Source organism: Rhizobium leguminosarum bv. viciae, assembly GCF_012276115.1.
Lineage (GTDB): Bacteria > Pseudomonadota > Alphaproteobacteria > Rhizobiales > Rhizobiaceae > Rhizobium > Rhizobium leguminosarum_T.
This window is the reverse complement of sequence record NZ_WIEU01000007.1, coordinates 202094-220171: the sequence shown is the minus strand read 5'-3', so window position 1 is coordinate 220171 and position 18078 is coordinate 202094. Positions and strand designations below refer to the sequence as shown.

At 60.5% G+C, this 18078-nt stretch carries 18 protein-coding genes; 8 read left to right on the top strand and 10 right to left on the bottom strand.

Annotation, left to right across the window (positions count from 1 at the left end; translation table 11 throughout):
* Positions 1–7: 7 nt before the first annotated feature.
* Positions 8–2380 carry an alpha-amylase family glycosyl hydrolase gene (locus GFM02_RS15660; RefSeq protein ID WP_168322090.1) on the bottom strand — a complete coding sequence of 791 codons (2373 nt, stop codon included), beginning with the start codon at positions 2378–2380 and terminating at the stop codon, positions 8–10.
* A 257-nt stretch (positions 2381–2637) separates the two neighbouring features.
* On the opposite strand from GFM02_RS15660, the gene GFM02_RS15655 reads away from it, so the two are divergent.
* The 5 genes from GFM02_RS15655 (at position 2638) to GFM02_RS15635 (ending at position 8160) form a co-directional block, all read left to right on the top strand.
* Positions 2638–4503, top strand: coding sequence for a calcium-binding protein (locus tag GFM02_RS15655; RefSeq protein ID WP_168322089.1), 1866 nt, complete (start codon positions 2638–2640; stop codon positions 4501–4503).
* 166 nt (positions 4504–4669) lie between these two features.
* A complete protein-coding gene (locus tag GFM02_RS15650) occupies positions 4670–5176 on the top strand; it encodes a winged helix-turn-helix transcriptional regulator (RefSeq protein ID WP_168271828.1) in 507 nt (168 codons plus the stop codon).
* Positions 5177–5189: 13 nt separating this feature from the next.
* A complete protein-coding gene (gene fabF / locus GFM02_RS15645) occupies positions 5190–6455 on the top strand; it encodes a beta-ketoacyl-ACP synthase II (protein ID WP_168322088.1) in 1266 nt (421 codons plus the stop codon).
* A gap of 81 nt (positions 6456–6536) precedes the next feature.
* Positions 6537–6965 carry a DUF4864 domain-containing protein gene (locus tag GFM02_RS15640; protein ID WP_020049925.1) on the top strand — a complete coding sequence of 143 codons (429 nt, stop codon included), beginning with the start codon at positions 6537–6539 and terminating at the stop codon, positions 6963–6965.
* A 109-nt stretch (positions 6966–7074) separates the two neighbouring features.
* Positions 7075–8160 carry an acyltransferase family protein gene (locus tag GFM02_RS15635; protein WP_168322087.1) on the top strand — a complete coding sequence of 362 codons (1086 nt, stop codon included), beginning with the start codon at positions 7075–7077 and terminating at the stop codon, positions 8158–8160.
* A gap of 3 nt (positions 8161–8163) precedes the next feature.
* On the opposite strand, the gene tgt is transcribed toward GFM02_RS15635, so the two are convergent.
* From tgt to coaD, 5 genes are all read right to left on the bottom strand, one after another.
* Positions 8164–9294: a tRNA guanosine(34) transglycosylase Tgt gene (gene tgt / locus GFM02_RS15630; protein WP_168271832.1), complete on the bottom strand. Its 1131-nt coding sequence runs from the start codon at positions 9292–9294 to the stop codon at positions 8164–8166.
* Entirely contained in the window at positions 9291–10376 is a 1086-nt protein-coding gene (queA, locus tag GFM02_RS15625; RefSeq protein ID WP_168303020.1) for a tRNA preQ1(34) S-adenosylmethionine ribosyltransferase-isomerase QueA, read from the bottom strand. The genes tgt and queA overlap by 4 nt, the downstream gene beginning before the upstream one ends.
* Positions 10377–10450: 74 nt before the next feature.
* On the bottom strand, positions 10451–10960 hold the full coding sequence (locus GFM02_RS15620; RefSeq protein WP_003539661.1) for a peptidylprolyl isomerase: 510 nt from the start codon (positions 10958–10960) through the stop codon (positions 10451–10453).
* Positions 10961–10989: 29 nt separating this feature from the next.
* Positions 10990–11562, bottom strand: coding sequence for a peptidylprolyl isomerase (locus GFM02_RS15615; protein WP_025394545.1), 573 nt, complete (start codon positions 11560–11562; stop codon positions 10990–10992).
* A 51-nt stretch (positions 11563–11613) separates the two neighbouring features.
* Complete coding sequence (coaD, locus tag GFM02_RS15610) at positions 11614–12108, bottom strand: pantetheine-phosphate adenylyltransferase (protein ID WP_020049920.1); 495 nt, start codon at positions 12106–12108, stop codon at positions 11614–11616.
* A gap of 90 nt (positions 12109–12198) precedes the next feature.
* Between coaD and GFM02_RS15605 the strand changes: the two genes are divergently transcribed.
* Positions 12199–12477 carry a hypothetical protein gene (locus tag GFM02_RS15605; RefSeq protein WP_168322086.1) on the top strand — a complete coding sequence of 93 codons (279 nt, stop codon included), beginning with the start codon at positions 12199–12201 and terminating at the stop codon, positions 12475–12477.
* Between the two features lie 133 nt (positions 12478–12610).
* The gene (locus tag GFM02_RS15600; protein WP_003539654.1) at positions 12611–12766 is read left to right on the top strand and encodes a hypothetical protein; all 156 of its coding nucleotides are present in this window, start codon (positions 12611–12613) and stop codon (positions 12764–12766) included.
* 40 nt (positions 12767–12806) lie between these two features.
* Here the strand turns inward: GFM02_RS15600 and GFM02_RS15595 are convergent, their stop codons facing one another.
* Both GFM02_RS15595 and gyrA read right to left on the bottom strand, forming a co-directional pair.
* Positions 12807–13115, bottom strand: a complete 309-nt coding sequence (locus GFM02_RS15595; RefSeq protein ID WP_168321994.1) for a hypothetical protein — start codon at positions 13113–13115, stop codon at positions 12807–12809.
* A 3-nt stretch (positions 13116–13118) separates the two neighbouring features.
* Entirely contained in the window at positions 13119–15956 is a 2838-nt protein-coding gene (gyrA, locus tag GFM02_RS15590) for a DNA gyrase subunit A (RefSeq protein WP_168322085.1), read from the bottom strand.
* Positions 15957–16192: 236 nt separating this feature from the next.
* Here gyrA and GFM02_RS15585 point away from each other — a divergent pair, with 236 nt between their 5' ends.
* Positions 16193–16840 carry a MarC family protein gene (locus tag GFM02_RS15585; protein ID WP_168303017.1) on the top strand — a complete coding sequence of 216 codons (648 nt, stop codon included), beginning with the start codon at positions 16193–16195 and terminating at the stop codon, positions 16838–16840.
* Between the two features lie 19 nt (positions 16841–16859).
* Here the strand turns inward: GFM02_RS15585 and GFM02_RS15580 are convergent, their stop codons facing one another.
* A complete protein-coding gene (locus tag GFM02_RS15580; protein WP_168322084.1) occupies positions 16860–17405 on the bottom strand; it encodes a hypothetical protein in 546 nt (181 codons plus the stop codon).
* 146 nt (positions 17406–17551) lie between these two features.
* Positions 17552–18061, bottom strand: a complete 510-nt coding sequence (locus GFM02_RS15575) for a single-stranded DNA-binding protein (RefSeq protein WP_020049916.1) — start codon at positions 18059–18061, stop codon at positions 17552–17554.
* Between the last annotated feature and the right edge of the window lie 17 nt (positions 18062–18078).

Here is an 18078-nt window from a genome sequence, read left to right as displayed (position 1 = left end):
GCATTCGTCACAGCCTGCGAAAGACCAGAACGCCTGATGCCGGCAACACCGCATTCAGCACTCCCGCTCTTGCTCTGATTCTTCCGCCACCATTACCGACGTTCCAGCCGCCATATGTGTGAGCATCGGTATTGAAGATCTCCTCCCAGAGATCATCGCCCAGACGTTCGCTGTGCAGCCGATAGCCGTGTTCGAAGGGAGCGTCGTTCAGTGATCCCACGACGAGGAAATCCTCGCCGTCATTCCATCGATGAAACGCGATCACCCGATTTTCGTCGTGAACCAGGGGAATGGCGATGTTGCGGGAGCGAATGGCATCCTGATGGACGCTGAGCGCGATCAGATCGCGATAACAGCTGAGCATACCTGCCCCGCTGCCATCAGCTTCGCCGAGAATATTCTCCCGGTTCTCGAGGAAATCATTGTAGCGATAGGGCTTCTGGGCGCCGATTTCCTCGCCCATGAAAAACATTGGCGTACCCGGTGATAGCAGCGTCATCGCCGCCGCGAACCGGGATCTCGCCTCCGCCCACGTCCTGGTCTCACCGGCGATCGGCGCGAAATTGACGGCGATAACGGCGGTTCGCGCCGACCCTTCGCGATTGCCGCAATCGTCGTGCGACTGGTTATAGACCACCTTGGATCGCGCGCTCGTCTGCAGCGCGCCTGCAAGGGACGACATGGTCAGCGCCCGCTTGTCCCCGAATCCGGCATTCTTCAACAGCTGCGCCTGTGCGCCGCCGTGGTATTCGACGAGGTTGTGATGAAAATCGCCGTACCAGGTCGCATCGAAGCCGAGCCCGTCGCCGGTCAGGCTCGGCTCGGTCATCGCCGACCAATCCGAATAATCCTCGGCCGTCAGGAAAAGCTGCGGCTTGATCAGCCGCATCGTGCGGGTCCACTGCTTCAGGAACTTGGTCCCGAAGGCAGCGGCCCGATCGGCGCGCCGGCCATCGGCATGCAGCACCGGATATTGATGGATCGAACTGGTCTGATCGAGGCGGAAGCCATCGATATGGCAGACGGAGACGAGAAATGCCGCGCTCGAGATGAAAAGCTGGCGCACGGCTTCCTCATCGAAGCGGGGCGCCCATCCCGTGGAGATGTTGTCGATGTAGCCGCCGGTCGGATCGGCGTAATCGCCGGGGCGTCCCTCGTACCAATAATAGATGTTGCGGGTGTGATCGGTGGAATCATAGGCCCATTGCGCCCGCTCGCCATCCGGATCGAAGTGGTTGTAGCAGACATCGAGGATGACGGCGATGCCGCGCTGGTGGCAGATCTTGACGAACATCTTCAGCCGATCGGTACCGCCAGCCCCCTGGTCGGCGGCAAAGAAATGCGACGTGCCGTAACCCCAGTTGGCCCGGGTCTCGAATTCCGCAATCGGCAGCAGTTCCACGGCGTTGACGCCGAGCGCCGACAGATGCTCGACGAAGGCGATGGCATCATCAAGTGTGCCGGGCGCGGCCTTGCCGAAACCGAGTGCGCCGACGTGCAATTCATAGATCACCAGATCCTCGAGCCGCTCCGGAAGTGTTCGGCCGCCAACGAATTCGTCAGCCCAGAACGTCTCGGCGGCAACCTCCTGCCCGGATGGAAATACGACCCGCTTCGGATCGCAGACCACCGAACAGCTTTGCGGTCCGTCCAATGCCGCCGGCGATCCGTGATAGACGGCTCCATCCGGATCGAAGTCTCCGGCGCCGATCTGCATGAGGGACCAGATGTCCGTCCGACAGGCAAGCGATCCATCGTCCCTGGTGATGCGGTACATATAGGGTGTGCCGACCATGCTGTCGAAATCGGAAAGGCCGTGGTCCTGGCCGGTTTCAGCGCTCCAGAATCCATCAACGGTCCTTCGCATCCCGATGGTTGCGACCGTTCCGGTGCCGTCGTCGGCGACGTAGCCGATGGCAGGATCGGCTATCACGAGCGAAATCGCCCTGGCGTTTGGCGCCCAGACCGAAAAGCGGATGCCGTCGGAACTGTTGGGCTTCTCAACCCGGTTCGCTCCCAGACGGCCGATCCACGTCAGATAATAGGTCTGCGGCCCGATCCCCTGCTGGAGATGGAAGGAGCATTCGCGGCGCGAGGAGGCCTCATCGTCCAATTCAGCGGCGATCGCCCATAGGTCTGGAATGCCCGGCCGATCGAGTTCGATCCCCCAGCGAAAATGCGTACCGATCTCGCCATCGGGAAAGGGCACGCGGGCGATAAAAACATCATAGCCATCCTCGTCACGAGAGCGCTGCATCGGATGAGACGTCCACCCGTTCGAGGGACGGCCTTGCTCGTCCCAACTGCCGCGGAGACGGACATTGTCGAACGCCATCGAGGGCAAACCGCCACGAAACCGGAATTGAACATTGACGGTCATCGGATCCTCCAAGCCGTGTCGGATTTGCGGTCCCCGCTCATGCGGCCATCTCACTCGGGCATGATCGGCCGGCTGAATACAAAAATGCAAGCATAGATTCGGCATTCAATGCGATCCGGAACGGGCCACATTCAGGACAACATATCATGGTTAACGGGCAACACTGCGCAGCCCTCCTTCTGTATTAAATCGAATCGGCATCAGAAATGGGGATAAATTCCCATCGCCAATTCCCTCATGAACTGGGAGAGAAAAATTTGGCTCAAGCCGTTAGAATAAACGATATTATTCGTTCCTTTGGAATTGATACGCATATCGACTATACCGACGGAAAATATTCCAATGTCGGAGAAGTTGTTAAGGCGCTCGACTATCTTGGCCTTGATACGGTCCGCGATCACGCCCCCAACTCCGCTTCCGATCCCAACGGTCAAACGCATCTGGGCGATGCCGCCGAGGCCGGCGTGCAATTCGTCTTCAGTGCCCAGCGGGAAGTCGACCCCGCCACCGTCGCCCAACGGCTGCATGACTTCGTGCAGGCCCATCCCGGATCGGTCGTTGGCATCGAAGGTCCGAACGAAGTCAACAACTGGCCGGTCACCTATCATGGCCTGAGCGGCCAGGCCGCAGCAGTCGCCTATCAGAAAGACCTGTCTGCCACGGTCAACGCCGATCCCTTGCTGAAGAATATCCCCGTCCTCGGCTTTACCGGATATACGGTCGCGTCGGCCTCCGACTACACGACAATCCACACCTATGCGAAGGATGGCGACCAGCCATTCTCGTGGCTTTCTCGAGAATCCGGCGTTCAGCGCGCTGCCGATCCGGGCAAGCCGCTGGCGATCACCGAGACCGGTTACCACACCTCACTCACCGCCGACACCAATGGCGGCTGGGAAGGGGTCAGTGAAGCGACGCAGGCAAAGCTCCTCCTCAATACGCTGATGGACGGCGCGGCACTCGGATCGAAACAGACATTCATCTACGAGCTGCTGGACGCCTATTCCGATCCGCAGGGCACCAATCAGGAAAAGCATTTCGGCCTTTTTCATCTCGACTATTCGGCCAAGCCGGCTGCGACGGCGATCCACAACCTCACCGAAATCCTTGCGGACGACGGCGCCGCGAAGGCGAGCTTCAGCGCGGGGACTCTCAATTATTCGATTGACGGCATGCCGTCCTCCGCCCGCAGCCTGCTGACGGAAAAATCGGACGGAAGCTACCAGATCATCCTCTGGAACGAGCCTGATATCTGGAACCAGTCCTCTGACACCGCCATTCAGGCCGCGGCAACAGCCGTCAAGGTTAATCTCGGCTCCTCGTTCGGCTCCGTTAAGGTCTTCGACCCGGTGACCGGAACGACGGCGATCAAAAGCCTCAGCAACGTCTCGTCGCTGACACTCGATGTCGTCGATCATCCCTTGATCATCGAGGTAGCAGGCAGCGGCGCCAGCACGCCGCCGCCGGCCAACAACCATCTCTATGGCGGCACCGGCAACGACACCTTCACCGTGACCAATGCCAACCAGATCGTCGACGAAAGCCGGGGCGGCGGAACAGATACCGTCAAGGCTTCGATCAGCTTCAGCCTGGCCGATCAGAAGCATACGGTCGGAATGATCGAAAACCTCACCTTGACCGGGACGGCCAATCTCAGCGCGACAGGCAACAATACGGCCAACATTCTGACCGGCAACGACGGAAACAATTTCCTCAACGGTGGGAAAGGGAACGACCGATTGATCGGCGGGCTCGGCAACGACAAGCTGATCGGCAAAACCGGTGCTGACGTTCTCACCGGCGGAGGCGGAGCCGATTCCTTCGTCTTCGATGTGAAGCCCAGCAATTCCAGCGTCGACAAGATCGTGGATTTCTCTTCAGCCGCAGGCGATAAGCTTGTGTTCGACGATGCTGTCTTCACCGGGCTCAAGCCATCGAACTTTTCGGCCGAGAATTTCGTTCTGGGAACAAAAGCGCTCGAGGCTGATGACAAGCTGATCTACGATCAGGCCAGCGGCATTTTATCCTATGATGCGGATGGAAGCGCAGCGGGCGGGGCAATCCATGTCACCGATCTCGACAATTCCGCCGCACTTCACTTCAAAGATCTCCTGCTTGTCTGACCCTGTCGGCCCGTCTCCTTGGGGGGGGCCGGTCTCCCGCTCTTAGCCTAGATCCCGGCCACATTCTCCATTGACGCCACTCGTGCCGCAACGGTGAGGCCTTTGAGGGCGACGTTTGATATAACTAACTTGCATGATGATAGTCACTGCTGTAGTGACATCAGCCATGCAGCGGACGAGCTTCAGCGACTTCAAATGCCCGGCGGCGCGCGCGCTCGACAGCGTCGGCGACTGGTGGAGCATGCTGATCCTGCGCGATGCCTTTCAGGGGCTTTCGCGCTTCGACGAATTTCAGAAAAGCCTCGGCGTGGCGCCGAACATCCTGACGCGGCGGCTCAAACATCTGACGGAAAAGGGGCTGTTCGAACGGCGGCTCTACCATCAGCGCCCTGCCCGCTACGAATATCTGCTGACGGAAAAGGGCCGTGATTTCTTTCCTGTTCTGATGACGCTGTTTTCCTGGGGAAGCCGGCACATCCCGGAAGAGGACCTCGCCTTTCTCTTGGGCGATGCCGCTTCCGGCAGAGAGCGCCAGACGATGCTGGTCGATGCGCGGACCGGCGAAGAAGTGACACCCGAAAACACCAGCCTGCTTGCAGGCCCCGCCGCCGACGACGAGGTGCACGAGCGGATCAACCGCATGCGCGCCTGGTATCTCGGCATCGACGCATAGAAAGGACAAAAGAATGGATCGCATTGTTGTCACCGGCATGGGACTTGTCTCGCCACTCGGCACCGGTGTCGAGCCCGCCTGGAAGCGCCTTCTCGATGGTGGTTCGGGGCTGCGGGTGCTGGCGGAGGATATCGTCGGCGAGCTCTCGGCCAAGGTCGGCGGCATCGTTCCCGGTATCGAGGAAGATGCTGAGGCTGGTTTTGATCCCGACCGTTACATCACCCCCAAGGACCAGAAGAAGATGGACCGCTTCATCCACTTCGCCATGGCGGCGACGGAGGAAGCGGTGAGGCAGGCCGGCTGGATGCCGACCGACGAAGTCGAGCGCGAGCGCACGGCAACGATCATCGCGTCGGGCGTCGGCGGATTTCCGGCGATCGCCGAAGCGGTGCGGATCGGCGAAACGCGCGGCGTTCGGCGGCTGTCGCCTTTCACCGTGCCGTCCTTCCTCGTCAACCTCGCCGCCGGCCAGGTCAGCATCCGCTATGGCTTCAAGGGGCCGCTCGGGGCTCCGGTGACGGCGTGTGCGGCCAGCGTCCAGGCAATCGGCGATGCGGCGCGGCTGATCCGCTCCGGCGAAGCAGATGTGGCGATTTGCGGCGGTGCAGAGGCCTGCATCGACAAGGTGAGCCTCGGCGGCTTTGCCGCTGCACGTGCCCTTTCCACCGGTTTCAACGAGACGCCGGAGCTGGCGTCACGGCCCTTCGACACGGCGCGCGACGGTTTCGTCATGGGCGAAGGTGCAGGCGTCCTGGTCATCGAAACACTGGAGCATGCGCTTGCCCGTGGCGCCACGCCGCTCGCCGAACTCGTCGGCTATGGCACCGCTGCGGACGCCTACCACATGACCTCAGGCCCAGAAGACGGCGACGGCGCCCGCCGGGCGATGGAGGCAGCACTCAGGCAGGCGAAGATCCCCGCTTCGGAGGTCAGGCATCTGAACGCGCATGCGACCTCGACACCGGTCGGTGACAGAGGCGAGATCGCGGCGATCGGCACGGTCTTCGGCCGCAATGGCGATATTGCCGTCAGCGCGACGAAATCGGCGACCGGCCACCTGCTTGGCGCCGCCGGCGGCCTGGAGGCGATCTTCACCATCCTTGCGCTGCGCGACCAGATTGCACCGCCGACCCGCAACCTCGATGCGGCTGATCCTGATGCCGACGGCATCGATATCGTCGGCAAGACGGCGCGGCCGCTAGCGATGAACTATGCGATCACCAACGGTTTCGGCTTCGGCGGGGTGAATGCCAGCGCCCTGTTCCGCCGCTGGTCGTAAAGTCCACTTTCCTTGCGCTGAAAATCGCCTACACTTCTGCTCTATCGGCGATCCTTTCCCCGATAGAGCCGGAGGTACACCATGCGCGCCTTCTTCGCAGTTCTTATTCTGTGTGCCGCGTCCTTTCTCTCCCCTGTCTCGGCCCGCGCCGAAGATCCGATCGACACGACGCGGACGATGATCGAGGACCAGATCAAGGCCTTCCTCAAGGACGATGCCGAGACCGCCTATTCTTTCGCTGCTCCCGGCATCCGGGCACTGTATCCCGACAAGAACCTGTTCTTCGCCATGGTGAAGAAGAGCTACGAGCCGGTCTATCACCCCGGCAATTACGCCTTCGGCCGCAGCCGCTCGATCGACAATGGCGCGCTGATCTATCACGAGGTGCTGATTTCAGGCCGCGACGGCAAGGACTGGACAGCGATCTACCAGATCACGCGTCAGCCGGACGGCAGCTACAGGATCAACGGCGTGCAGATCATGCCGGACGCGGACAGCAAGGGCATCTGACGCGCTGTTTCCACTCTTCGGTGGAAACTCGACAGATTACACGGTTTCGTTGCAATAACGATTTCGAAATCCTCCTGGAGTAACAACGTGCCAACGGAGGGTTGTTGCGTTGAACGCCGGCAAACAATTTTTTACAGCTCTCGAGGCGTTGCGAGGAATTGCGGCTATCATGGTCATGTTCCTCCACACGGCTGGTACGCTGGGTCCGATCCCGGCGAATATCAGTTACCTTGCCGTTGACCTCTTCTTTCTGTTGAGCGGCGTCGTTCTTGCAAATTCATATGAGAAGCGGCTGACGGCGGGGCAGATTTCGCCCGCCGGGCTTCTGCTGCAGCGTATCATTCGGCTTTACCCTCTTTATCTCCTTTCGCTTCCGATTGGTCTTTTCAGCTATGCGCTTAAAAACGGGTTGGACTATTCCACCCTGGCGGACCTTCTGCTGAGGGCAATCCTGTTCATTCCAAGCGCAAGCCACGAAGGTATCTTTCCCTTCAACGGGCCCAGTTGGTCGCTCTTCTTCGAGCTCTGGGTCGGAGTGCTGTTCTCCGTGCTTCTGATACGACTGTCATTCAGAAGCTTGCTCGCCATCGCACTGGGAGCGGCCGGCATCACCATCTTTGGGGCATCGGTCGGAGGTAACTTCGATATTGGTCCCGAGGCAGGCGACTTCAGATTTGGCTTTTCAAGAGTGCTGTTCTCGTTCTCGCTCGGAATCTGCCTTTACAGGTTATATGACGTCCAGAAACCGAATACAGCCAATAACGGCAACGTTATCGGCCTTCTTCTCTGTGGTTGTCTGATCGTCATCACCAACATACCAGCCCGCATATTCTTCGGTTTCCCGTGTTTTGATTTCTTAATATGCCTCGTGGTCTTCCCGGCCATTGTCTGGCTTGCGATGCGCACGAGACAGACCGGCCTGGTCGAGCTGGTATTCCGTTGGCTGGGGAGGCTTTCCTATCCGATTTATATCCTGCATGGCCCCATCTTCAGTCTGCTGCAGTCGCTGCGGCAAAAGGGCTTTGACCTTCCTACCTCTCCGGCAGCCGGTATGGTCGTCGTAGTCGGAATTTTCATTGCGGCTGGCATCGCCGCCGTCCACTTCGACGAGCCAGTGCGAAAAAAACTTAGAATAATGGTTGCGCCAAACCCGGCGTCCGCAGTCCCCGCGGTAAACAACGCGGGGACGGAGTAGCCTTTACACCGGTTCGAGATCGCCCCTCGCCCATTGCTCCTGCGTTTCCGCCATGAAATCGGCGAAGCGGCCTTCGGCGATCGCCTTGCGGATGCCCTGCATCAGCTCCTGGTAATAAGCGAGATTGTGCCAGGAGAGCAGCATGCCGCCGAGCGCCTCGTTGGAGCGGACGAGATGGTGCAGATAGGCGCGCGAATAATCACGCGAGGCCGGGCAGTTCGACTGTTCGTCGAGCGGGCGCATATCCTCGGCATGGCGGGCATTGCGGATATTGACCTTGCCGCGGCGGGTAAAAGCCAGACCATGGCGGCCCGAACGCGTCGGCATGACGCAGTCGAACATGTCGATGCCGCGGGCGACCGATTTCAGGATATCATCAGGCGTGCCGACGCCCATGAGGTAACGCGGCTTTTCCAGAGGAAGCACGGGCAGCGTCGTTTCCAGCATCTGCAGCATGACATCCTGCGGCTCGCCGACGGCAAGGCCGCCGATCGCATACCCCTTGAGATCGAGCTGGGCCAGCGCCTCAGCCGAGCGGATGCGCAGCGCCGGGATATCGCCGCCCTGGACGATGCCGAACATCGCCTTGCCTGGCTGCTCGCCGAAGGCGACCCTGCAGCGCTCGGCCCAGCGCAGCGACATTTCCATGGCGCGCTCGATCTCCTTCGGCTCGGCCGGCAGCGCCACGCATTCATCGAGCTGCATCTGGATATCGGAGCCGAGCAGCCCCTGGATTTCGATCGAGCGCTCTGGCGACATATGGTGGAGGCTGCCATCGACATGCGACTTGAAGGTGACGCCCTGCTCGTCGAGCTTGCGCAGGCCGGATAGCGACATCACCTGGAAACCGCCCGAGTCCGTCAGGATCGGGTGCTCCCAGCGAATGAGCTTATGCAGGCCGCCGAGACGGGCGACACGCTCGGCCGTCGGCCGCAGCATTAGGTGATAGGTATTGCCGAGGATGATATCGGCGCCGGTCTCGCGCACCTGGTCGAGATACATGGCCTTAACCGTACCGACGGTGCCGACCGGCATGAAGGCCGGCGTGCGGATCTCGCCGCGCGGCATGGAGATTTGGCCGAGGCGTGCGCCGGCATCGGTCTTGTCAAGGGTGAATTGGAAGTTGTCTGTCATCTGTCTTTCCGGAAAAGAAGGCTCGCGTCGCCGTAAGAGTAGAAGCGGTAGCCCGTCGAAATGGCGTGTTGATAAGCCGCGTGCATGGTCTCGAGGCCGGCAAAGGCCGAGACCAGCATGAACAGCGTCGAGCGCGGCAGATGGAAATTGGTCATCAGCATGTCGACCGCCTTGAAGCGGTAACCAGGCGTGATGAAGATGCCGGTAGCGCCGGCCCAGGGCATGATCTCTCCGCTTTCCGCGGCCGCACTCTCGATGAGCCGCAACGAGGTGGTGCCGACACAGATGATGCGCCCGCCTCTTTCCCGCACGGCATTCAGCCGGGCGGCGATCTCAGCGCTGACATAGCCGCTTTCCAGATGCATCTTGTGATCGGCGGTATCGTCGGCCTTGACCGGCAGGAAAGTGCCGGCACCGACGTGCAGCGTGACGAAATGGCGTTCAATGCCGGCCCTATCGAGCGCTTCGAACAGGCCCGGTGTGAAATGCAGGCCGGCGGTGGGGGCGGCAACGGCGCCCTCCTCGCGGGCATAGATCGTCTGGTAGTCGGCGCGGTCGCGTTCGTCCTCGGGACGTTTGGCGGCTATATAGGGCGGCAGCGGGATATGGCCGACGGCGGCGATCGCCTCATCAAGCGCCGGGCCTGAGAGATCAAACAGCAGCGTCACCTCGCCGGCCTCGCCCTTTTCCTCGACGGTGGCATCGAGCGAACCGAGGAAGCAGCTTTCGCCGGAATGGCCGAAGGAGATGCGGTCGCCCTCCTTGATGCGCTTGCCGGGCTTGGCAAAGGCCTTCCAGCGGTTGGGGCCGATGCGCATGTGCAGCGTGGCAGACACCTGCTGGCCGCCGGCGCCGTCGCGACGGCGGATGCCCTCGAGCTGAGCCGGAATGACCTTGGTATCGTTGAAGACCAGCGCGTCGCCGGCCCGCAGGAAGGAGGTGAGATCGCCGACGCGATGGTCTGACAGGTGGCTTTCCGCATTCGGATCGATGACGAGCAGGCGCGCGCTGTCGCGCGGCTCGGCGGGCCTCAACGCTATACGTTCGTCGGGCAGATCGAAATCGAAAAGGTCTACGCGCATCAGGGCACTTTCAGGCAAAGCGAAACCCGCCCCGCGCAGCTATGCGCAAGGGCGGGTTTCAGCAGAAATCACAATCAGACGTCGGCGGCAACCCGCATGGAGACGATCGAGTCCGGATCGGAAACCGGCTCGCCGCGCTTGATCTTGTCGACGTTGTCCATGCCTTCGATGACCTGGCCCCAGACGGAATACTGCTTGTTCAGCCAAGGCGCGTCGGTGAAGCAGATGAAGAACTGCGAATTGGCCGAGTTCGGGTTCTGCGAACGGGCCATCGAGCAGGTGCCACGCGTATGCGTGGTCGCGGAGAATTCGGCCTTCAGATCCGGCTTCGAGGAGCCGCCCATGCCGGCGCGGCTGGGATTGAAGGTTTCCGAGCCCTTCTTGCCGAATTCGACATCGCCCGTCTGGGCCATGAAATCCTGGATGACGCGGTGGAAAACGACGCCGTCATAGGCCTTCTCGCGCGCGAGTTCCTTGATGCGGGCGACATGCTCCGGCGCAACCTGCGGCAAAAGCTGAATGACAACCTTGCCCTTGGTGGTTTCCAGAATGACGGTGTTTTCGGGATCCTTGATCTCGGCCATTGTCTTCTCCTCTAGTTTTCTCTCGTAACTTACTTGTTGCCCAGGGTGACCTTGATCATCCGGTCGGGACTTTTGACTTCGCCGTTCTGGCCTTCGCCCTTCTTGATCTTGTCGACGTTCTCCATGCCGGAGACGACCTTGCCGACGACGGTGTACTGGCCGTTCAGGAAGGAACCGTCGGCGAACATGATGAAGAACTGCGAATTGGCGGAATTCGGATCCTGCGAGCGAGCCATGCCGACCGTGCCGCGCACGAACGGGGTCTTGGAGAATTCAGCCGGGATGTCAGCCATGTCAGAGGAGCCGGTGCCGGCGAGACTCGCATCGAAGCCCTTTTCCATGTTCCCGTATTTGACGTCGCCGGTCTGAGCCATGAAGCCATCGATGACGCGATGGAAGGCGACATTGTCGTATTCGCCCTTCTTGGCCAGCGCCTCGATCTGGGCAACATGCTTCGGCGCCACCTCAGGCATGAGTTGGATGACAACAGGGCCATTCTTCAGCTGGATGGTGAGATAATGATCGGCCGACTGGGCGAAGGCATCCCCCGCGAAGGAGGCGAGATACAACACGCCGGCAAATGCGAGATAAAAGAGTTTCATATGAGCTCCATTGCGGCGGGTTCCGCCTAGTCTTTGCGCTTGCTAGTCTTGCTAGTTTGGGCGCTTGGATGTGAGGGCTTGCAAGACGGCGGCCGGCACGAAAGCGCTGACATCGCCGCCCATGGCGGCGATCTGGCGGACCAATGTGGCGGTAATGGGCCGCGAGGCCGTGCCCGCCGGCAAAAAGATGGTCTGAATATCGGGCGCCATCGTCCGGTTCATGCCGGCCATCTGCATTTCGTAATCGAGATCGGTGCCGTCGCGAAGACCGCGGATCAACAGCGTGGCGCCATGGGTGCGGGCGGCATCTACGACCAGATTGTCGAAGGCGACGACGGTGACGTCGCCGGTCTTGCCAGGCAGCGCTTCAGCCAGAGAACGGCGGATCAGCTCAGCTCTCTCCTCAAAGGAAAAGAGCGGCGCCTTGCCGGGATGGATGCCGATCGCGACGATCACCTTTTCGGCGACGTTGAGCGCCTGGACCAGAACATCCACATGCCCATTGGTGATCGGGTCGAAGGACCCCGGATAGAAAGCTGTCGTCATGTGGCCCGACCGTTGGTTTGACGCCTTTTGTCACGGATGACGCCTTCTCGCAAGTGATTTGGCCAGTCGTTCCGGGCGGCTGAACGGCGGATGAATGTGCCGTTCAAGGCGGTTTCAGACAGGATCTGCTTAACTCGGATCATCAAGGCAGCCGATGCCGTTCTGGCATCCGGCGCTCCCCGAAAGACCAGGTCCATGCTGATCGTGCTCGTTGCACTTGCCGTCGTTTCCTCCCTCGCCGCCGAGATGGCCTATGGCTATTTCGCCGATCGATACGAGATGAGCTGGGTGCGGCCGGAGCTTGCCGAGCATGCGGCGATCGTGCGCGCTCAGGGCCGGCTGCGCGAAAAAAACGAGCTTCGAATCTGAATGCCAGATGAACGAGACATTCAAGGTCGCTTCAGATCGGCATTGGTAAACACCCGATCAACATCCGGCGGAACCATTTACAGACGGATGCGTTCATTCAACCGATACATAGAGCGGCGCGGAAGGAATAAAAATGCCCGGCAAGATTACGATGATTAACGTGCTCTGGATGGTAATGGTCACGGGCATGCTGACCGCAACTGTCGCTCTCTATGATCAGAAGGTCGATACGTCCAAGGTTTATGGTCCCTATGCTTCGGCCCGTACGGCCGTGCTGGGCCAGTACTGAGGGGCGAGAACGCAACTCCCCAGGAAAGGAATGCCTATGTTCACGTCTTGACAATGCTCACCGCCCTCATCAGCGTCATGTTCATCGTGTCTGTGGCCTCGACGATTTCAGCGCTCCGGCGCGAAGGCGAAGAGGTGAAGGCTCTGAACGAAAAACATAGAGCATTCTGACGTTTCTTTCTCTCCTCTTCCCACCCTTGAGCGGCACCCTTCCGTCGCCAGGGCCATTCAAAGCCGGATGCACCCAGCGTCCGGCTTTTTCTTTGGGTGTCGTCCTCAACCATCATCGGGTTTGAAAAGAAAAAGGGCGGATTGAACAGAAAAGGGCGGCTCGAAGCCGCCCCGTTCACTGATCATTCCTCGGCAGGCCCGGCCGGATCGCCATCGGCAATCGGCGCCTCGTCGCCGCCAATTTCGTCGGCAGGACCTTCGTCGATAGCAGGAGCGCCTTCGGCGACCTCGACAGCCTCTTCCGTCTCCTCCTCCTCCGGCTCGCTGATGCGCTCGACCGAGACGACCTTCTCGTCCTTGGCCGTCGAGAAGATGGTGACGCCTTTGGTGGCGCGGCTGGCGATTCGGATGCCGCCGACCGGCACACGGATCAGCTGGCCGCCATCGGAGACCAGCATGATCTGGTCACCGTCATCGACAGGGAAAGCCGCGACCAGCTCGCCGATCTCGGCGGTCTTCGACGTGTCAGTGGCGCGGATACCCTTGCCGCCGCGGCCGGAGATACGGAAGTCGTAGGAGGACGAACGCTTGCCGAAGCCCTTTTCGGAGACGGTGAGGACGAATTGTTCGCGTGCTCTCAACTCGTCATAGCGCTCGTCGGAGAGTTGTCCCTCCTCGGTGACTTCTTCACCGACCAGCGCAATATCCTCTTCATCCACACCCGTCGCCCGGCGTTCGGTGGCGGAACGCTTGAGATAGGCAGCACGCTCCCACGGCTCGGCATCGACATGACCAACGATCGTCATGGAGATGATGCGGTCGCCATCGCCGAGATTGATACCGCGCACGCCGATCGAGTTGCGGCCGGCAAAGACCCGGACGTCGTCGACGGAGAAGCGGATGCACTGGCCGAGCGCCGTCGTCAGCAGCACGTCGTCATCTTCCGTGCAGGTCTCGACGGAGAGGATTTCGTCGCCCTCCTCCTCGAGCTTCATGGCGATCTTGCCGTTGCGGTTGACCTGGACGAAGTCCGACAGCTTGTTGCGGCGAACCGTGCCGCGCGTCGTCGAGAACATGACGTCGAGATTGTCCCAGCTTGCCTCGTCCTCGGGCAAGGGCAGGATCGTGGTGATGCGCTCGCCGGGTGCGAGCGGCAGCATGTTGATCAGCGCCTTGCCGCGCGAGGTCGGCGTGCCGATCGGCAGGCGCCAGACCTTCTCCTTGTAGACGATGCCGCGCGAGGAGAAGAACAGTACCGGCGTATGGGTGTTGACGACGAACAGCCGGCTAACAAAATCCTCGTCGCGGGTGGTCATGCCCGAGCGGCCCTTGCCGCCGCGGCGTTGGGCGCGGTAGGTGGTGAGCGGCACACGCTTGATATAACCGAGATGCGAGACAGTGACGACCATGTCTTCGCGGGCGATCAGATCCTCGTCGTCCATTTCGAGACCGCCATCGACGATCTCGGTGCGGCGCGGCGTGCCGAACTCGTCGCGGACGGCGATGAGTTCATCCTTGACGATGGTCTGGATGCGGACGCGCGAGGAGAGGATGTCGAGATAATCCTTGATTTCCTCGCCGATCTTGTTGAGTTCGTCGCCGATTTCGTCGCGGCCAAGCGCCGTCAGGCGGGCAAGGCGCAGTTCGAGGATGGCGCGGGCCTGCTCTTCGGAGAGGTTGTAGGTGAGATCCTCGTTGATGCGATGGCGCGGATCGTCGATCAGACGGATCAGGCTTTCGACATCTTCCGCCGGCCAGCGGCGGGTCATCAGCTCTTCGCGGGCCGACTGCGGATCGGGCGCATGGCGGATAACGCGAATGACTTCGTCGATATTGGCGACGGCAATGGCCAGACCGACCAACACATGGGCGCGGTCACGCGCCTTGCGCAGCAGGAATTTCGTTCTCCGGCTAACGACTTCCTCGCGGAAGGAGACGAAAGCGCGCAGCATGTCGAGCAGCGTCAGCTGTTCGGGCTTGCCGCCGTTCAGCGCCACCATGTTGCAGCCGAAGGAGGTCTGCAGCGGCGTATAGCGATAAAGCTGGTTGAGGATGACCTCTGCGTTGGCATCGCGCTTCAGCTCGACGACGACGCGATACCCCTGGCGGTCGGATTCGTCGCGCAGATCGGAGATGCCTTCGATGCGCTTGTCGCGCACCAACTCGGCCATCTTCTCGATCATCGTCGCCTTGTTCACCTGGTAGGGAATCTCGGTGATGATGATCTGCTCGCGGTCACCGCGCATCGGCTCGATGGCAGCGACGCCGCGCATGATGACGGAGCCGCGACCGGTTTCATAAGCCGAGCGGATGCCGGCACGGCCAAGGATCTTCGCACCCGTCGGGAAATCGGGGCCGGGAATGATCTGGATCAGTTCCGGCAGCTCGATGGCCGGGTCGTCGATCAGCGCGATGCAGCCGTCGATGACTTCGGAGAGATTGTGCGGCGGGATGTTGGTCGCCATGCCGACGGCGATGCCGCCGGCGCCGTTGACGAGAAGGTTCGGGAACTTGGCGGGCACCACCACCGGCTCGGAGAGCGTGCCGTCGTAGTTGTCGCGGAAATCGACGGTTTCCTTGTCGAGATCGTCGAGCAGCGAGTGGGCAGCCTTTTCCAGGCGGCATTCGGTATAACGTTCGGCCGCCGGCGGATCACCATCGACCGATCCGAAATTGCCCTGACCATCGATCAGCGGCAGCCGCAGCGACCAGGGCTGCGCCATGCGGGCGAGCGCATCATAGATCGCGGAATTGCCGTGCGGATGGAATTTACCCATCACGTCACCGGTGACGCGGGCGCATTTGACGTATTTCTTGTTCCAGTCGATGCCGAGTTCGGACATGCCGTAGAGGATGCGCCGGTGCACGGGCTTCAGACCGTCGCGCACGTCGGGCAGCGCGCGGCTGACGATGACGCTCATGGCGTAATCGAGATACGACCGCTGCATTTCCTCCATGATGGAGATGGGCTCGATGCCTGGCGGGAGCTTCCCGCCGCCGGGGGGTGTTTGCTCAGTCAAAACAGATCACGATCTCTTCTAGAATCACTTGAAGATTTATAGCGGAAAGCCTGTTGCCGCGCCAATTTCACAGCGCGTTTTGAACAGGCTTTTGCGGCTTAAAGAGGGTAAAACATGCAAGTTGCGCGGCCGGACCGGACAAATCCGCTGCGGCCCGCCGCGGGATATTTGCCAAATCGAAATCCCCGCTTCACAATCATAAAAACCACGCACCCATATGGGGTTCCGGAGAGCCGATGGCAAGCGCCGACCAATTGATCAACGCCTTCACGACGCTGCTTGTCACCATCGATCCACCAGGGCTTGCGCCGATCTTTCTGGGCCTGACGACAGGCATGAGCCGGACCGAGCGCACGCAGGTGGCGCTGCGTGGGTCGGTCATCGCCTTCATCATCCTTGCCGTCTTCGCGCTGTTCGGCGCCGGCGTGCTCGGCGTGCTCGGGATTTCGATCGGCGCCTTCCGCATCGCCGGCGGGCTGCTGCTGTTCTGGATCGCCTTCGAGATGGTGTTCGAGAGGCGGCAGCAGCGCAAGGAGAAGGCGACCGAGGCGGCGATCACCAAGGATCATATCGAGAATATCGCCGTCTTTCCCCTCGCCTTGCCGTTGATTGCCGGCCCGGGTGCGATCTCGGCGACGATCCTACTGGCCGGCACGCTCGCCACCTCGATCGGAAAAGCCCAGCTGATCGGCGTCATTGCCGCCAATCTGCTGCTGACCTTCGTCATGCTGCTCATCGCCGAAAGGCTGGACCGTTTCCTCGGCGTCACCGGCCGGGCCATCCTGACAAGGCTCCTCGGCGTCATTCTCGCAGCGCTTGCCGCACAATTCGTCGTCGACGGGGCTAAGTCGGCGTTCAATCTGATCAGCGCGACACCGCACTGAAACTAGAGCGCCTTCCAATCTAAACTGCGAGAAGTGGGAACGCCTCATCCGGCGTTTCAGGAACCTGCTCCATAGTCAACGCGCGCACGATAGCTCTCGTCAACTCGCGAAAAACATCTATGGACGAACCTATGTCCGAATGTGCCATGCGCTCAAAGGAGAGAACTCCAAAGCTGGGTAGTGCACCCTCGCCAAGATTCTCTATCCCCTTGAAAAGGCCCGGCATGTATTCCGCGGCAAATCCGGTAAGCACTTTGTGGTGACTTGGAGCAAGTGATAGGGACCAACTCTCTCCCTTGGTACGTTCAATCGGGACATTCACCTGCAGACCTTGCGTTTTAATGGACTGATCCAGGGTGACTGACAGCAAACCATATACCGTCATGCCTCCAACCGGCCGAGCTATTTCCGCAGCCACGCTTTTCCGATGAGGTATCCCTTCTCCGCTGACGAAAACTTTGCTCTCCCACAGATGGCATCGCGTTGAATCCATCGACGGCGGTGCCTCGTCCAACCAAAGTCGGAGGCGCGTACCGGAATCTTTCTTAAAGATGTGGCAGCTCATTCCGAAATAATTCCCCAAAATAGTGCGAAATCATTCAGGCGGATGTGGTCTGAAGCATCTGCCGCGAAATCAAAGAAAAAGAGCATGACGCCATCCAAGGCATCATGCTCTCTCACGTCTTTCACAAAGCCCGGAAAGGCTATCGATCAGAACGGGATATCGTCGTCGAGATCCCGCGAGAAGTTGCCGCCGCCGCCACCGCCGCGGCTCGGCGATGAAGCGGGAGCCGGGGCGCCGTAATCGTCGCCATAATCGTTGCCGCCACCGGCACTGCCACGGCCGCCGCTCGCGCCGCCGCCTTCACCGCGGCCGTCGAGCATCGTCAGCGTCGAACCGAAACCCTGCAGCACCACTTCCGTGCTGTAGCGATCCTGGCCCTGCTGGTCCTGCCATTTGCGGGTCTGCAGCTGGCCTTCGATATAGAGCTTGGCGCCTTTCTTCACATATTGCTCGACGACCTTGCAGAGGCCTTCGTTGAAGACGACGACAGTGTGCCATTCGGTCTTTTCGCGGCGCTCGCCGGAATTGCGGTCGCGCCAGGTCTCCGAGGTTGCAAGACGGATATTGGCGATCGGCCGGCCATCCTGAGTGCGGCGGATTTCCGGGTCCGCACCGACGTTTCCAATCAGAATTACCTTATTCACACTACCAGCCATGCTTCTCACCCTGCCTG

What these genes read in the sequence shown, in the direction of transcription:
- GFM02_RS15605 (WP_168322086.1), top strand. Translation starts at nt 12,199, where the DNA reads ATGAATGTGCCGTTCAAGGCGGTTTCAGACAGGATCTGCTTAACTCGG.
- coaD (WP_020049920.1), bottom strand. Translation starts at nt 12,108, where the DNA reads ATGACGACAGCTTTCTATCCGGGGTCCTTCGACCCGATCACCAATGGG.
- queA (WP_168303020.1), bottom strand. Translation starts at nt 10,376, where the DNA reads ATGCGCGTAGACCTTTTCGATTTCGATCTGCCCGACGAACGTATAGCG.
- GFM02_RS15650 (WP_168271828.1), top strand. Translation starts at nt 4,670, where the DNA reads ATGCAGCGGACGAGCTTCAGCGACTTCAAATGCCCGGCGGCGCGCGCG.
- GFM02_RS15615 (WP_025394545.1), bottom strand. Translation starts at nt 11,562, where the DNA reads ATGAAACTCTTTTATCTCGCATTTGCCGGCGTGTTGTATCTCGCCTCC.
- GFM02_RS15580 (WP_168322084.1), bottom strand. Translation starts at nt 17,405, where the DNA reads ATGAGCTGCCACATCTTTAAGAAAGATTCCGGTACGCGCCTCCGACTT.
- GFM02_RS15640 (WP_020049925.1), top strand. Translation starts at nt 6,537, where the DNA reads ATGCGCGCCTTCTTCGCAGTTCTTATTCTGTGTGCCGCGTCCTTTCTC.
- GFM02_RS15575 (WP_020049916.1), bottom strand. Translation starts at nt 18,061, where the DNA reads ATGGCTGGTAGTGTGAATAAGGTAATTCTGATTGGAAACGTCGGTGCG.
- GFM02_RS15660 (WP_168322090.1), bottom strand. Translation starts at nt 2,380, where the DNA reads ATGACCGTCAATGTTCAATTCCGGTTTCGTGGCGGTTTGCCCTCGATG.
- GFM02_RS15585 (WP_168303017.1), top strand. Translation starts at nt 16,193, where the DNA reads ATGGCAAGCGCCGACCAATTGATCAACGCCTTCACGACGCTGCTTGTC.
- GFM02_RS15620 (WP_003539661.1), bottom strand. Translation starts at nt 10,960, where the DNA reads ATGGCCGAGATCAAGGATCCCGAAAACACCGTCATTCTGGAAACCACC.
- fabF (WP_168322088.1), top strand. Translation starts at nt 5,190, where the DNA reads ATGGATCGCATTGTTGTCACCGGCATGGGACTTGTCTCGCCACTCGGC.
- GFM02_RS15600 (WP_003539654.1), top strand. Translation starts at nt 12,611, where the DNA reads ATGCCCGGCAAGATTACGATGATTAACGTGCTCTGGATGGTAATGGTC.
- tgt (WP_168271832.1), bottom strand. Translation starts at nt 9,294, where the DNA reads ATGACAGACAACTTCCAATTCACCCTTGACAAGACCGATGCCGGCGCA.